Source organism: Streptococcus fryi, from assembly GCF_053206505.1.
In genome coordinates this window covers 1-14,436 of the sequence record NZ_JBRUGW010000015.1, presented here as the reverse complement: position 1 = coordinate 14,436, position 14,436 = coordinate 1, and the positions used below count along the sequence as shown (strand labels likewise).

Below are 14,436 nucleotides of genomic sequence, written 5' to 3'. Positions count from 1 at the left end.
GTTATTCCTCTTTAAATTCATTTTTTGCTAGGTTCATCTCTTGACGGCTATCGTCAATAGGAACGAGTGTTGGTTTTCCACTTGGTTTTATGATAAGACCACCAAGCAGGTCATTAAAAGTTTTCTTGCCAAGTAACTTAGTCATGGCAGTGATAGTGAGCAGTTTCTTCTCATAAGGGTCATAGCCTGCTTCAATCACTGCTTGACTAACGGCTGACTCATCTGAGAATTTACGAACAGAGCGACCTTCAACCAGTTTGTATCCTGGGATATGATGTCCATCTGTTGCTTGATTTAAAGCATAAGTTTTGATGTCGTTTGCCCATGAAATCAACAAATCTAGTTTAGGCAAAATATCAGCGATGTCCTCGTTATCAAGGGTGGCTGGATCCGCAAACTCCATCTTGGCTAGTGCCAAATTATCCTCAGCACGCTTTCGACAGACATTCTTGAGTTTACAGAATTGGCAGTGTTTACCAGATTGTATCTCCCCCTCACCTTTGAATGCAAGTTCAGCTTTTGGAGCGAGCACGTTTTCAGCCCATTCAAGCAGCTCAGTCTTTTCCATCTCAAAGGTAGAAATGTTATGTTTTCGTGGTTGAAAGATTGTCATGGTAACTTTATCGAAATCATAAAGTCCATCAAACATCTCAAGTGCTCCAAGTGCATAACACATCATTTGAGGGTTGTGGTCTGCATCAACTAGAACCCCAAGTCCGTGTTTATAGTCAATAACCTGAAGGAGTCCGTCTGCCACGATGATGCAATCTCCAGTTCCAAAGCCTTCAGGTACCCACTTAGAAAAATCCAGTCGTTGTTCTATAAGAACTGTAGGGTCACGGGAGTAACCTCTAGCTTTCTCAACTTGTTCCATGACATAGTTGCGATATTCTTCTCCACATTCCTGCATCTCATCGTTGTAGAATGTTAAATCTTCAGTTGGATCACGCGCATTCCTACCCAAGGCTTCCTCGACTAGATAAGCACACAACTCGTGAGCATCAGTGCCTTCGAGAGCAAAATCAGATGTTGTGTCTGGCAGATCTTCGGTGAGACGAGCAGATGGTGGGCAATTCAACCAACGATGTGATGCAGAAGCAGATAGAATGGCGTGGCTAGTCATTACCAATTCCTCCAGCTTCTTCAAGTACTGCCGCAAAGTGTTTTGGGTCAAGTGCTGAGAGTGAAGAAGCACCGTAAGCATTTAGAAGAGCACGAACCTCGTTCTTATAGCCATCTTTTGCTTTCGTGGTAAGTACAGCGCGGACATCCTCCAATTGAATTTCCTTTTTTGGTTCTGGTTTAGATTGATCAGGTTTTGTTACCGTTTCTTCCTCAGAAGAGAGGAGTTTCTTGAACTCATCCACCAATCGAAGGTAGTACTTTGCGGTTTCTTCCATATCATGAATCAGTCTATTCAGTTCCTTCATTTTGCTCATTGTTTTCTTCCTCCATAATTTTCCGAGCGAGTAGTTTTGAGATAACGCTGATGGCTATGAGTGTATCTGCTACATCATCATCAGGTTCGATGTATGGTTCGTTTGCCATATTGGGTCCTCCTATCTTACTAAGTAAGGTTTCGAATGATTTTTCCGTTTTGTAAGGAATATTTTTATCTCTTACATCTTACTAAGTAGATCTAAGAGATGTTTTTCCGCTTCTCACTATAATTTTTTTGAACAAAGAAAAAAGTTTCCTGTGCATTTAATGGGAAACTTTTATTTTTTCTAAAAAAATTTTACGGAAGTGCGGAAAACCATATCTGTTTTCTACTTAGTAAGGTAGGAAGCAATATTTCTAATTTTTAAAACGAAAGACGGAGGCATATCAAATGCAATTTATCCTATCTCATTCTGGTCAAACTGGTGTTCAGACAACGACGGTCTATCCTAACCAAGTAGTCATCTCAGATAAAGAAACCTTACAATCGGTTGCTCAATTCGACCATGTTCCAGGTCTATTTACCAATAATACTCGCTCCAATGCAAACTTCATTGAGTCGGATGTGTTAGTCATGGATATTGACAATGACCATTCTGATAATTCTGATGAATGGATGACTGAAGAAAAACTATGCGATGTGTTTGCGGACTACACTTTTGCTTTGGTTACTAGTAGAAGTCATTTGCAGGCTAAAGGTGGAAAAGCGCCACGACCAAAGTTTCATATCTATTTTCAGATTGAAGAGGTGACAGATAAAGCACTCTATACTGCCATGAAGGAGGAGTTGGTAAACACCTATAAATTTTTTGATACCAACGCCAAGGATGCAGCCCGTTTCTTCTTTGGAAACCCAAGTGCTCAAGTTCTTTGGCATGATTCGTGGTTGACCATAGATGAGGATTTACTTCAGAATATTCCTTTTGAAGATGAAGAGGATTTTGATGCAGATTTCTATACTCCACCAAATGGACCAATCCAACAGGGCAGTCGAAATTCAACCATGTCAGTGTTTGCGGCAAAAATTCTCAAGCGCTTAGGTGTGACACAGGAAGCTAGAGACGGCTTTGATGAACAAGCTCTCAAATGTGTTCCCCCTCTTGAGAAAGTAGAGCTTGATACCATTTGGGGAAGTGCTGTACGGTTCTATAACAAAACTATCAAAAACTCCAAAGATTATAAGTCTCCAGAAGAATTTCAACGTGGGGAGATGCAACCAGATGATTATTCTGATATTGGTGAGGCAGGTCTTCTAGCGAGGGAGTTTGGTGACAAAATTGCCTTTACTAGAGAGACGGATTACCTTGCCTATGATGGAAAACGTTGGGTAGAAGATGAGCAGTTAGCGATGCGTCAAATTCACCACTTCCTTGATATTCAACTTGAAGTCGCAGTTACCAAGCTTGATAGGACTACCAAAAAACTGAAGCAATCAGGAGTTCCAGAATCTTTGATTCGTCAAGGTGGTAAAAAGCTAGAGAATGCTATAGAGACTCCTGTCCAAGCAGTTGCCTATCAAGATTACAAGAAGGATCTAGAGTTCTATAAATTTGTCATGAAATACCGTGATTATCGTAACCTTTCCGCAATCGCTAAAACGGCTAAACATATGGTTCGTATGAGTGTGTCTGATTTAGATAAGAATGAACTCCTTTTAAACACCCCTGAAGCCACTATTGACTTATCCCAAGGCTTGGCTGGTGTCAGAGACCATGAATCTGCGGATTACCTAACGAAGATGACGAATGCTTCACCGAGTGATAAAGGAAAAGAACTGTGGCAAGAGACACTAGCAACATTCTTTAGTGGCGACACAGATCTCATCAATTATGTTCAAGAAATTGTGGGAATGGCAGCTATCGGTAAGGTCTATCAGGAACATATGATTATTGCTTACGGTAGTGGTGCAAACGGGAAGTCTACTTTTTGGAATACGATTGCCAGAGTGCTCGGGAACTACTCTGGTAAGCTATCAGCAGAAGCTCTTACCATGAGTGTCAGACGAAATATCAGTCCAGAAATGGCAGAGCTAAAAGGCAAGCGTCTTATCATCGCTTCAGAGATGAGTGAAGGCATGCGACTGAACACAGCCATGGTCAAACAGCTCTGTTCGACGGATGAAATCTTGGCTGAGAAGAAATATAAAGCGCCGTTTCATTTTGTGCCATCACATACGCTTGTGCTTTACACCAACCATCTTCCAAAAGTAGGAGCGAACGATGATGGGATTTGGCGACGTCTGATTGTCATTCCTTTTAATGCTAAAATTTCAGGTCGAGCGGATATCAAGAATTTTGCGGACTACCTCTACGATGAAGCATCCGAAGCAATTATGGCATGGATTATTGAAGGGGCAGAGAAAGCTATCAAGGCAAACTTCAAGCTGATATTACCACAAGTGGTGTCGGACTCTGTTTCAGCCTATCGAGAAGCCAACGACTGGATGGGGCAGTTCCTCGGTGACTGTTGTGAGGTTGGAGAACATTTGACGGAAAAATCAGGCGAACTCTACTCAGCTTATAGAGCCTACTGTACCCGCATTAACGAATACACGCGCAGCACTACGGACTTTTACACAGCTCTTGTGAATGCTGGCTTCACTAAGAAAAGAACAAACAAGGGTGTTATGGTAAAAGGTTTACAGTTGAAAATGGACGATGATTTCCTTGACTGATAGTGTAAATCAGTGACTGATAGTGTAAATCAGTGCAAGTTACTCCCTTATAGCCAAAAGGTGTTGGTGCAAGTCGTGATAGTCAAGTTACAGAATAACTGAAAGTTGTTGTTTTTAGTGGTGAGAAAAGTTTATAAAAGACTACCACGACTTGCATGGTGAGTAAAAAGTGTAGGTCGAGAAGGTCGGATATAAAAATTGCCATAGGGGATTTTAAAGTGCAGGTTTAGTAGGTCTTTTCTATAACTTTGATATAAAGAAAAATAAAAAAGATAAAAGAGATATAGGAAAGTAATGCAACTGACTATCGTGAACTGCACTTGTCACTTGGCGATGTTTTGACGAAAGGATTTGGTATGCGAGAAAAAGTTGTTGAGAGAAAGTTAGTAAGTGAAGTGAAAAAGCGTGGTGGGATTTGTCCCAAATGGATATCGCCTTCTTTTGCAGGGGTGCCAGATAGGCTAGTATTTTTGCCTAATGGCAAGTGTGGTATGGTGGAAGTAAAGGCTCCTAACAAGAAACCGCGGAAGTTACAGGAATCAAGGCATAAGATGTTCAAGCGATTAGGCTTTGACGTTTATGTCCTAGATAGTGTTGAAAAGATTGGAGAAGTACTAGATGAAATTGAAACTACATGAGTATCAGGAAGTCACCAAGGACTTCATCATAAGAACCCCCTATGCGGCAGTCATCTTAGACATGGGGATGGGAAAGACAGCCACCACCTTGTCAGCTATCAATGAGCTGATGTTTGACCGTTACGAAGTTTCAAAGGTCTTGGTGATTGCCCCCCTTCGTGTCGCAAACACGGTATGGAGTGATGAAATTGAGCAGTGGGAGGCATTCAAGCACCTTCGCTATTCGAAGATTGTAGGAACACCTAAACAGAGACAAGCAGCTCTCGAGAAAGATGCGGACATCTATATTGTTAACCGAGAAAACCTCCCTTGGCTGGTGGAACAATGTAGCACCTACTTCAAATGGGATATGGTGGTCATTGATGAGCTCTCTTCTTTCAAGTCTTGGCAGTCCAAACGCTTTAAGGCATTTATGACCATGCGTCCCTACATGAAGCGAGTGGTTGGCTTGACGGGGACACCGAGTTCAAATGGACTCATGGATCTCTTTGCGGAGTTTAAGGTCATTGATGGTGGGGAACGTTTGGGTCGGTTCATCGGAGAATACCGAAGTCGATACTTTGAAGAAGGTCGTAGAAATGGCAATGTCGTCTATGAGTATATCCCTATGGACTATGCAGAGTGTCAGATTTTTGACAAGATTGATGACATCACCATTTCCATGAAAGCCATGGATTATCTGGAAATGCCTGAATTGATATCGACCAAGAGGATAGTGAGGATGTCTGATAAAGAGAAAGAGCGGTATGGAGAGTTCAAGAAGGAGTACGTTTTATCAGAGATAGAAGGTATAGAAGTGACAGCTGCGAATGCGGCTAGTCTGTCAAACAAGTTGGTTCAAATGTCTAATGGGGCTGTCTACTCAGATGACCATCAAGTGTTGAGTCTCCATGATCAAAAGTTGGATGCTCTTGAAGATATTATCGAAGCAGCTAATAATGAGCCAATTCTTGTTGCTTATTGGTTTAAGCACGACCTTCAGCGTATTGAGGAACGGTTGGCAAAAATCAAAGTTAAGGGAACAGTCCTTAAAACTGAGCAGGACTTTCGTGAGTGGAACAAGGGTAATATTACAGTTGGTCTCCTTCATCCAGCGAGTAGTGGTCATGGACTGAACCTGCAAAAAGGTGGACACCACCTCGTTTGGTTTGGTCTGACTTGGTCCTTGGAACTCTACCAACAAACCAACGCTCGTCTGTGGCGACAAGGACAACAAGCAGAGACTGTGGTCGTCCAGCACATTGTAACGGAAGGCACTATTGACGAGGAAATCCTTAAATCCCTGGAAAACAAATATGCTCAACAGTCACGGATGATTGAAGCCGTCAAAGCACAAGTAGGAGGAACGGATGGATAGGATTGAGTATTTGATGAAAAACTATAGCGATGTGAAGTTGAAGCTTGCATTGGTGGAGAATCAACTGTTAAACTTTCGTCCCATCAGCGAGGAGAGTGTGATTCAGTCACTGGTTTATGAAAAACAAGATATGGAGAGGGTAAAAACTTCTCAGACCAATTCACGTTCAGAGACTATTGCACTCAGTTTCCGAGAAAAGTTGGCGAAAGAAAACAAGGAATATTGGAATAGTTTGATGGAGTGTTATCATTTTCTTAAGACTGAGCTAGAGTTCTTTGAAAGTATGGTCAACCTTATACCAGATGACTTGAAGCAATTTACGAAGGACTTGATTTTCAATGAGATGAGCTGGGACGATATTTCTCGTCACTATGAGATTAGTCGTTCCACAATCTCTTACCGTAAACGTAAAGTGCATCAGCAACTAAAGAAATGTTATGGTTGGATGAGTAGGAACATTGATTTAGATGAATCAGCGTTTCAAATTCCTCTTTCGAACTAAATTCGAACCAAATTCGAACTGTTTTCGAACCAAATTTGTACCAAATTCGAACTGTTTTTATTTTGAGACTGTGTTATACTTAAGATGTCAAAAAATGTAAAAATTTCCAAGCTAAAATTTTGGAAACACTCCGAAGCGATAACCTCGATTTCTACGATGTTTCGGTTTGGGGAATTAAAAGAGCACTCGAGGGAGCCTACGAAGCAGGCCAACAATCAGTAGAATAAATCAAAGCCTAGCCCTCAAGGGTTGGGCTTTTTGCGTGGAGGAAAACATGATTTTTACCAGTGAACAAGTTTCAAGTGGACACCCCGACAAGCTCTGTGACCAAATCTCAGATGCTATTGTGACGGAATGTCTCAAGCATGATAAGAATAGCCGTGTGTCGGTTGAAACCTTAATCAAAGATAACCAAGTGGTTGTGGCAGGTGAAGTCTCAACCAAGCACTTCTTTAACCTTGAAGGTATTGTCAAAAAGGTTCTTGAACCTTACGGTATGACAGATGTCATGGTGACGAACCTTCTTGGAGTTCAAAGCCCAGACATCGCTCAAGGTGTGGATAAGGGTGGTGCAGGTGACCAAGGGATTATGTTTGGTTATGCGACCGATGAAACCCCTGAGTTCTTACCACTTCCTTATGTGTTGGCGACTCGTGTTCTTGAAAAGTTAACCAGCCTTGGTCACCCTGCCTTGGGCAAAGATGCCAAAGCTCAAGTCACATACGATTATGAAAACAAGCGTATCGAGACTTTCTTAGTGTCTATCCAACACGACGAGGAGGTTGACCTTGCCTCAGTCAAACGCATTGTCACCCAAGCTATGATGTCGGTTGCTCAACGCTACCGTCAGAACCTTGACTTCAGGGTTTTGGTTAACCCAACTGGTCGCTTTGTTCTTGGTGGCTCTTACGCTGATGCTGGTGTGACTGGTCGTAAGATTGTAGCAGATACCTACGGTGGCTTTGCCCACCACGGTGGTGGAGCTTTCTCTGGGAAAGATCCAAGCAAGGTCGACCGTTCAGCCGCTTACATGGCACGGAAGATTGCCAAGGACTTTGTCCGTGAAGGATATGCCAAACGCTGTGAAGTCCAGTTAGCTTATGCCATTGGGGTTGCAGAGCCTGTAGGTGTTTATGTGAACATCTTTGGGACAAGTGATTATCCTCTTGAACAACTAGTAGGAGTGGTTCGTGAACGCTATGATCTTACCCCACAAGGAATTATCAAGGAGCTGAACCTCTTGGATGTGGACTACACCAAGACCACTTGCCTTGGGCATTTCACCAAGCCTTATCTTCCTTGGGAGCAGTAAGATGCCACGTCGACCAAGCACCCCTTGCAAGCAGCATGGTTGTCCCAACCTTGTGACCTATGGAAACAAGTACTGTGAAGACCATAAAAGCAACCACTTACTTGATGCTAAGTCCACCAAATCAAAAGGCTACAACGCTCAGTGGAACAAGGCTCGGCTTCGTTATCTGAAGCTCCATCCTCTGTGTGTTTACTGCCAAAGAAAAGGGCGACTGACCAAGGCAACGGTGGTTGACCACATCATTCCTCACCGAGGAGACCAAGACCTTTTTTGGAATCAATCCAACTGGCAAGCCTTGTGCAAACCCTGTCATGATAGAAAGACTAAGACGACTGACCGATATGTGGAATATACTTATTGGTTCTAACAAAAAAACCACTCGTAAGTGGTTCGTTTTATTTGAAGAGTTGCACCCAATTTTGTTTTTGGTAGAGAACTCTAAGAATTGCGACCGTTGTGTCATCAAAAACGTAGAAGACAAGGTAATTGCCAGCAATCATCATTTTTAATGGATGTTCGTTTGAAAATTGACGACCGACACGTTCAGATACATCAATGCCGAGACTTGGCACTTCCGCAATTTTTGTAATGGCAAGTTTGATGTTAGACATTGTATTTTCGGCAGCTTGAGGTGCAAGAAAGTGATTAAGGATGTAGTTATAAATACCATCTAAGTCGTTTTCTGCTTCTGGTGTAATTAATACATTATGCGCCATATTTTGCGAACACCTCATCTAATGACTTACCTTCTCCTTCAAGGTAACTTTGATAGCCTTGTTGTATCTCGCCATAGAGCTCATCGATGATACGTTCTTTTTTGGACTGCTCCTCGTTTAAAAGCAGAGAGGGAACTTGACCTTGATTCACTACTTGGATTAACAGGTTATTGAAGAGTGTTGACATATCAATGTTTTCGTAGCTAACAATTTCTTTAGCTTTGGATAGTAAATCTTCGTTTGTTCTAAAGCTAAATTGAGAATTTTTAGTAATAGTAGTCATGATTTAACCTCCTGTATATATCGTATATACATTATAACGAAAATTATTATTAAACGCAAATAAAACTTATCTTCAGGGGTAGGGGGGTACAAATCTCTAAACCCTTGCCCCACAAAGACCGACGCCCCCTCAAACGTGCAATTTCGCAAAATTCGTTAGGGGCATACCGAAAACAGCTAAAAAGTGACGTGAACCATTATGGTGTCAATCTTTCTAGCAGGGTAAGTATCGTTTGCTAGTGTCTGTTTTAGCCTGTTTTTGAAGGGGTAAATACATGAAAAATAGAGCAATCAATCATTTTTAGTTCTTGGAGGAAAACAAATGAACGATAATCAGCGTCGAGACATTTGGAAGCTTAGGCGAGATGGATTTGGCTATGGTGCCATTGCTCAAATGTTAAATCTGTCTCTTGGTTCGGTGAAGCAATATTGCCGTAGATACCCAGAATTAAAAGGAATGGGTCAGTTCGTCAAGTATCAGCTTGATGAAGGAGAACGTCCTTATTGTAAGAACTGCATGAAAAAATTACACCATGCAGTCCAAGGCAGACCTAAAAAGTTCTGCTCGAATAGCTGTCGAGCGATTTGGTGGCGAAACCATCAAAGCCAACATGATAAAACCAAAACTGCATACGATGAATTGACTTGCCAAAACTGTGGCAGGTCATTTTTATCTTATGCCAATCCAAATAGAAAATTTTGTAGCCATTCGTGTTACATTCAATCACGCTTTTATAAAGGAGAAACCAATGACAAGCCAACCAACAATGGAAATTAGAGAAATTCGATTGTCTGAACTACACCCAGCCTCATATAATCCTCGAAAAAAGCTAAAAAAGGGTGACAAGGAATACGAAAAGATTAAGCAAAGCCTGCTCAAGTTTGGCTATGTAGACCCCATCATTGTCAACAAGGATTTGACGGTTATTGGTGGTCATCAACGATTAACTGTATTGAAGGACTTAGACTATGAAACTGCCAAATGTGTCATTGTCGATTTATCCAAGGAAGATGAAAAGGCCTTAAACATTGCCCTTAATAAAATCACCGGTCAATGGGATGACCAGCTTTTGGCGGACTTGCTTTTGGATTTACAGGAGTCTGATTTCAATCTCGACCTGACTGGTTTTGAACCGCCAGAAATTGATGACATCCTCTCCAACATTCATGACAAGGAGTTATCTGAAGACGATTTCGATGTGGATGAGGAGCTGAAGAAACCAACAGTCGCTAGACGTGGAGACATCTGGCAACTCGGAAAACACCGAGTGATTTGTGGTGACTCCACTAAGGCAGAAACCTACGATCAACTACTAGGTGATAAGAAAGTCAATCTTGTTGTGACAGATCCTCCTTATAACGTTAATGTAGAAGAAACAGCTGGAAAGATTTTGAATGACAATATGCCTGATAGTGACTTTTACCAATTTCTCTTTTCCATGTTCACTCAAGTAGAAAAGCATATGGAAGCTGATGCCTCTATCTATGTTTTCCATGCGGATACAGAAGGTCTAAACTTTAGAAAAGCTTTCAAGGATGCTGGATTTTATTTGAGTGGGTGTTGCATTTGGAAGAAGAATTCACTTGTTCTCGGACGTAGTCCCTACCAATGGCGACATGAGCCAGTTTTGTACGGGTGGCGACAAAAAGGAAAACACCAATGGTTCAGTGACCGTAAACAGACAACAATCTGGGAGTATGACCGTCCAAAGTCTAGCAAAGACCACCCAACGATGAAACCAATTCCTCTGATGGCCTATCCTATTCAAAATTCATCCATGCGAGGAACGCTTGTCCTAGATCCATTCCTTGGTTCTGGTTCAACCCTAATGGCCGCAGACCAAACAGGTCGAGTGTGCTACGGCATTGAGCTTGATGAAAAGTTCGTGGATGTTATTGTCAAACGTTATATAGAGTCAGCAGGAAATGACAACGTGACGGTATTGCGTGATGGACAGACTTTGACCTTTGATGAAGCGAACTCCATATTAGCAAGCGAAGCATTATCAAAAATATCTTCAAAATAATCGAGAAATGACTGGATATAAATCTCCTTTAGAGTTAATATGTACACAACAAAAGAAGAGGAGAACAAAACCATGACAACAACACTTGAAAAACTCTATGAAATCTACCCAACAACCGCAAGTATCATTCCTTACATTGGAGAATAACATGAACTCAAAAATCTTTAACCACCTAAAAACAATCTATCCTGTAGGGACTAAGGTCCTCAGTACTACGTGGAGAACAACCATGATGCCATTATTGACCGAGCGGTCTTTGATTTGGTTCAGGTTGAATTGGATAAGTTGGAAAAGAAACGGCAAACCAGTAATATCTTCACAGGAAGGCTGTTCTGCGGTGATTGTGGGTCAGCTTTTGGAAGTAAGGTGTGGCATTCGACCAGTAAGTACAAACGAACCATCTACCAGTGCAATGCCAAGTATAAGGGTGAGCACAAATGTCAGACACCTCATGTGACGGAAGAAGAGATTAAAGCATGGTTTCTTTCAGCCATCAATCAGCTCCTCAGTAATCGAGATGAGATTATTGCCAATACGGAACGTTTAATTGACATGGCAAAAGACACTACGCCACTTGAAGACAGGATTGATGATTTGGAGCAACAACTTGAAACTATCCGACAAGACATATGATACTATCGCTATTGGGATTCTTAAAAATAAAGATAAAGTATAATTTCAAACTTAATCTAATTAATTCCGTTCCATAATATAGATATGACCTATCAGCACACGTCAAGGTAGTCGTTCTGCTGGTGAAAGCCTAGAAAACCTTGGAGACAAGGCTTTTTAGCTTGGGGTGGGGAAGTATCAGAGTAATTACCTTAGTTGAAGTGGCTGATATGCTGGTGTATTTTTAGATGATTTATTTCCTCAGACACATGGAGGGGACATGGGTAAAGGAGTATGAGGGAATAGATGTCCCCCCTCTCTTAAGTCACCGATATGGTCGGTAGAAGTGAGTGTATAGAAATTGATACAATCTTAAACTCCGAAACATTTGAAATAGCTCGATTTCAAGAGCTTTATGATTGTGGAATTGTTTCCCTTATAGTGAGTGTCCTTACTTAGTGGGGGTTTATGATGGTATTTGCATACTCTTTGATTAAATCGTTAAAAAGTAGGGGGATAAAAAGTATTAAATTGTTTGTGAATTTGGTACAAAAATACTTGTAATAAGTTTTATTTCATGATAGAATAGATTAATCAAATACAAAGGAGACCAACCTTATGTCAGGACAAATCCGTGTATCCCCAGAAACGCTTCAAAGTCGTGCTCGAGAGTATGGAAAAGCCTCAAATGATATCACAACAATTTTGAACAACTTGCAACGTCTTCAAGACACGCTTCGTAGCGAATGGGAAGGTGCTGCATTCCAAGGCTTTGACAACCAATTTAATGAATTGAAGCCAAAAGTTCAGAACTTTGCAGAATTGATGCAACAAATCAATACTCAGCTTGACAAGACGGCTCAAGCCATGCAACAAAACGACCAAGATTTGTCTCGTAACTTTGGTCTTAATTAAGAAAAGACAAACACACGTGTTGGGTTGGGGAGGCTTCCTCAGCCCTTTTGTTATGTTATCCCAAAGGAGTAATATGGTATGACAAGAAAAAATTTAATACTGATAGGTTTGTTGCTATCAATAGTCTCTATAGTCTCCTACTGGGGAATTATTAAACCTAGCACTCTTTCGACAGAGTCATCAGAACAGGTTTTGTCTAGAAATAATGCTCTAAAAATAGCGGTTGTTAATGAAGATGCTGGTATGCTTTATAATGGCCAACAGGTCAATATTGGTGAATTATTGACAACTTCCTTTGCTGATAAGGGCGGTTACTCTGTTGAAGTGGTTAGTCGTTCTATTGCAGAGAGGGGACTTGAGAATAGTGTGTATCAGTTGATGGTTGTGTTACCCACTAAGTTTTCACAAGATTCATTAGCTTTGGAGAGCACTTCTCCAGCTCAAGCAGTATTTCAATATCAAATTAAATCAGATAAAAACCATTTGGTGAAACAAGCTGAACAAGCGGTTGTTGATTTGAAGAGACTGTTTAATCAAGATTTGATTCACGTTTACTTCCTTAGTGTTGTTGGAAATCTCCAGACTGCTCAAGGTCAAGTCGGTGATGTTGTTAGTGCTGACGGTAGAGTATTAAATAGTTTTGATAATAATCTAATCAGCCCCCTGACCATGTATTCCAGACAATTTACAGGAGTTTCTTCCTCTCCGACGGAATTGTTGTCTGCTTATACCAGTTTTCAAAAAAGTCTGCTCGAATCCAATGATGCCTTTACATCAATTATCGATGTCAATAAGGTTTATACAGCAGAACTTGAGCAGATAAAATCTTTGCAAGAAGAATGGCAGGAGTCTATTCTTAAGCGGGAAGAAAGTCTCAAAACCTATGATGATGAATTTTCTAAACTGAATGTTGAAGAGCAGTTAAGCCAATTGTCAGCTTTAAATGAACAGATATCATCAGAACATAGCAATCCTGAAATTTTAGCTGATACACAGACTAAAGCAAATCAAATTAAACAAGATGTTGAAGCTTTTACAGCTAAGCTTAGAGAACTAAATGGGAACATTGACACTGCTCTATCAGACTATGATGCAAAAATACAGGCGGCTGTTAAGGAGTCGCTAGAAAATAGTTCTTCTTTTGATGTTCAGGATCAAGCAGCTACTTTAGGTAATTACTTAAAATCAATTGAATCCTTATTAACAGAATCTTTTGAGATGGAGTTTAATCGTTTTTCTGGTTATAGTGATCAGGCGATTGAAGCCATGAATCTCTCTGAAGAGGATAAACAGTATTTGAAGGCACTTAATGCGTTTGCGTTGTCTTATGCACAAGCGCATGGACTTGATTCCCTTCTCTTAGAATCCATTAGTCATCAAGAAACTTATTTTAATGATGCCAAAAACGTTGTTAGGCAAGCAATAGGACAACCCCAGCAGTTATCCACTCCGTCTATTGAGGGAGAAGTTTCTGAAATCCTAATGAGAGTACCAGAAGGTTATGCACTAAATGTTTCTGGCATCTCCGCTACTCACCTAGGCGGAGGAGAATATAGCTTAGCTATTGGCTCTCCACTTAAGGAAAGTATTGATATAACGTATTCACTCATCCCGAATGACGATACTTCTATCAATCTATTTAGTCCTTTAGTTGTGGAATTAATGGTCTCGACAAAGGAAAATTTTGAGTATGATAAGGTAGTGAGCTCGCCAGTTACCCTGCCACCAGCAACCGATGGACGATTGGATGCGTTTGTACCAGTTGAGAACTCAAGTACAGATTCTGGAACTGAAACACCAGATAGTAGTGATGTCACCAGTGGTTGGGTTCAAAAAGAGACAATCAGTCGTGAAAATATCGATCGCGTTAATAAGGTCTTTCATCGAACTTATCATGCATCCTCTGTCTTTTACCCTTATGGTGAGTATGTTCGTACAAACCATCTTGAAAGAGCAGTGGT

15 protein-coding genes and 2 pseudogenes are annotated in these 14,436 nt (G+C 41.0%); 12 read left to right on the top strand and 5 right to left on the bottom strand.

Annotated elements, in window-relative coordinates; genetic code table 11:
* Position 1: 1 nt before the first annotated feature.
* The 3 genes from ACVRZH_RS05320 to ACVRZH_RS05310 are packed head-to-tail and all read right to left on the bottom strand — an operon-like array spanning position 2 to position 1,548.
* Complete coding sequence (locus ACVRZH_RS05320; protein WP_447454283.1) at positions 2 to 1,123, bottom strand: DUF2800 domain-containing protein; 1,122 nt, start codon at positions 1,121 to 1,123, stop codon at positions 2 to 4.
* Positions 1,116 to 1,439, bottom strand: a complete 324-nt coding sequence (locus ACVRZH_RS05315; protein WP_447454282.1) for a hypothetical protein — start codon at positions 1,437 to 1,439, stop codon at positions 1,116 to 1,118. The genes ACVRZH_RS05320 and ACVRZH_RS05315 overlap by 8 nt, the downstream gene beginning before the upstream one ends.
* Complete coding sequence (locus ACVRZH_RS05310) at positions 1,414 to 1,548, bottom strand: hypothetical protein (protein ID WP_447454281.1); 135 nt, start codon at positions 1,546 to 1,548, stop codon at positions 1,414 to 1,416. Before ACVRZH_RS05310 ends, ACVRZH_RS05315 begins: the two co-directional genes overlap by 26 nt.
* Before the next feature lie 283 nt (positions 1,549 to 1,831).
* Here ACVRZH_RS05310 and ACVRZH_RS05305 point away from each other — a divergent pair, with 283 nt between their 5' ends.
* From ACVRZH_RS05305 to ACVRZH_RS05275, 7 genes and pseudogenes are all read left to right on the top strand, one after another.
* Entirely contained in the window at positions 1,832 to 4,114 is a 2,283-nt protein-coding gene (locus ACVRZH_RS05305; protein WP_447454280.1) for a phage/plasmid primase, P4 family, read from the top strand.
* Between the two features lie 356 nt (positions 4,115 to 4,470).
* A complete protein-coding gene (locus ACVRZH_RS05300; RefSeq protein WP_447454279.1) occupies positions 4,471 to 4,752 on the top strand; it encodes a VRR-NUC domain-containing protein in 282 nt (93 codons plus the stop codon).
* On the top strand, positions 4,733 to 6,109 hold the full coding sequence (locus ACVRZH_RS05295) for an SNF2-related protein (RefSeq protein WP_447454278.1): 1,377 nt from the start codon (positions 4,733 to 4,735) through the stop codon (positions 6,107 to 6,109). Before ACVRZH_RS05300 ends, ACVRZH_RS05295 begins: the two co-directional genes overlap by 20 nt.
* On the top strand, positions 6,102 to 6,611 hold the full coding sequence (locus ACVRZH_RS05290) for a hypothetical protein (RefSeq protein ID WP_447454277.1): 510 nt from the start codon (positions 6,102 to 6,104) through the stop codon (positions 6,609 to 6,611). Before ACVRZH_RS05295 ends, ACVRZH_RS05290 begins: the two co-directional genes overlap by 8 nt.
* 98 nt (positions 6,612 to 6,709) lie before the next feature.
* A pseudogene (locus tag ACVRZH_RS05285) lies at positions 6,710 to 6,838 on the top strand (DUF6900 domain-containing protein); the annotation flags it as partial.
* A gap of 47 nt (positions 6,839 to 6,885) precedes the next feature.
* Positions 6,886 to 7,923, top strand: a complete 1,038-nt coding sequence (gene metK, locus ACVRZH_RS05280) for a methionine adenosyltransferase (RefSeq protein WP_447454276.1) — start codon at positions 6,886 to 6,888, stop codon at positions 7,921 to 7,923.
* Between the two features lies 1 nt (position 7,924).
* A complete protein-coding gene (locus ACVRZH_RS05275) occupies positions 7,925 to 8,290 on the top strand; it encodes an HNH endonuclease (protein WP_164683108.1) in 366 nt (121 codons plus the stop codon).
* 28 nt (positions 8,291 to 8,318) lie between these two features.
* Here ACVRZH_RS05275 and ACVRZH_RS05270 read toward each other — a convergent pair whose 3' ends face one another.
* Positions 8,319 to 8,639, bottom strand: a complete 321-nt coding sequence (locus ACVRZH_RS05270) for a type II toxin-antitoxin system RelE/ParE family toxin (RefSeq protein ID WP_164683106.1) — start codon at positions 8,637 to 8,639, stop codon at positions 8,319 to 8,321.
* On the bottom strand, positions 8,629 to 8,922 hold the full coding sequence (gene relB, locus ACVRZH_RS05265; RefSeq protein ID WP_164683105.1) for a type II toxin-antitoxin system RelB/ParD family antitoxin: 294 nt from the start codon (positions 8,920 to 8,922) through the stop codon (positions 8,629 to 8,631). Before relB ends, ACVRZH_RS05270 begins: the two co-directional genes overlap by 11 nt.
* A 321-nt stretch (positions 8,923 to 9,243) precedes the next feature.
* Between relB and ACVRZH_RS05260 the strand changes: the two genes are divergently transcribed.
* The 5 genes and pseudogenes from ACVRZH_RS05260 to esaA form a co-directional block, all read left to right on the top strand.
* Positions 9,244 to 9,699, top strand: coding sequence for a helix-turn-helix domain-containing protein (locus ACVRZH_RS05260; protein WP_447454275.1), 456 nt, complete (start codon positions 9,244 to 9,246; stop codon positions 9,697 to 9,699).
* On the top strand, positions 9,671 to 10,948 hold the full coding sequence (locus ACVRZH_RS05255) for a site-specific DNA-methyltransferase (RefSeq protein ID WP_447454274.1): 1,278 nt from the start codon (positions 9,671 to 9,673) through the stop codon (positions 10,946 to 10,948). Before ACVRZH_RS05260 ends, ACVRZH_RS05255 begins: the two co-directional genes overlap by 29 nt.
* Before the next feature lie 204 nt (positions 10,949 to 11,152).
* Positions 11,153 to 11,578, top strand: a pseudogene (locus ACVRZH_RS05250) (recombinase zinc ribbon domain-containing protein); the annotation flags it as partial.
* Positions 11,579 to 12,178: 600 nt separating this feature from the next.
* Positions 12,179 to 12,475, top strand: coding sequence for a WXG100 family type VII secretion target (locus ACVRZH_RS05245; RefSeq protein WP_120171819.1), 297 nt, complete (start codon positions 12,179 to 12,181; stop codon positions 12,473 to 12,475).
* Between the two features lie 78 nt (positions 12,476 to 12,553).
* The coding region (esaA, locus tag ACVRZH_RS05240; RefSeq protein WP_447454273.1) for a type VII secretion protein EsaA at positions 12,554 to 14,436 on the top strand (1,883 nt) is incomplete at its 3' end.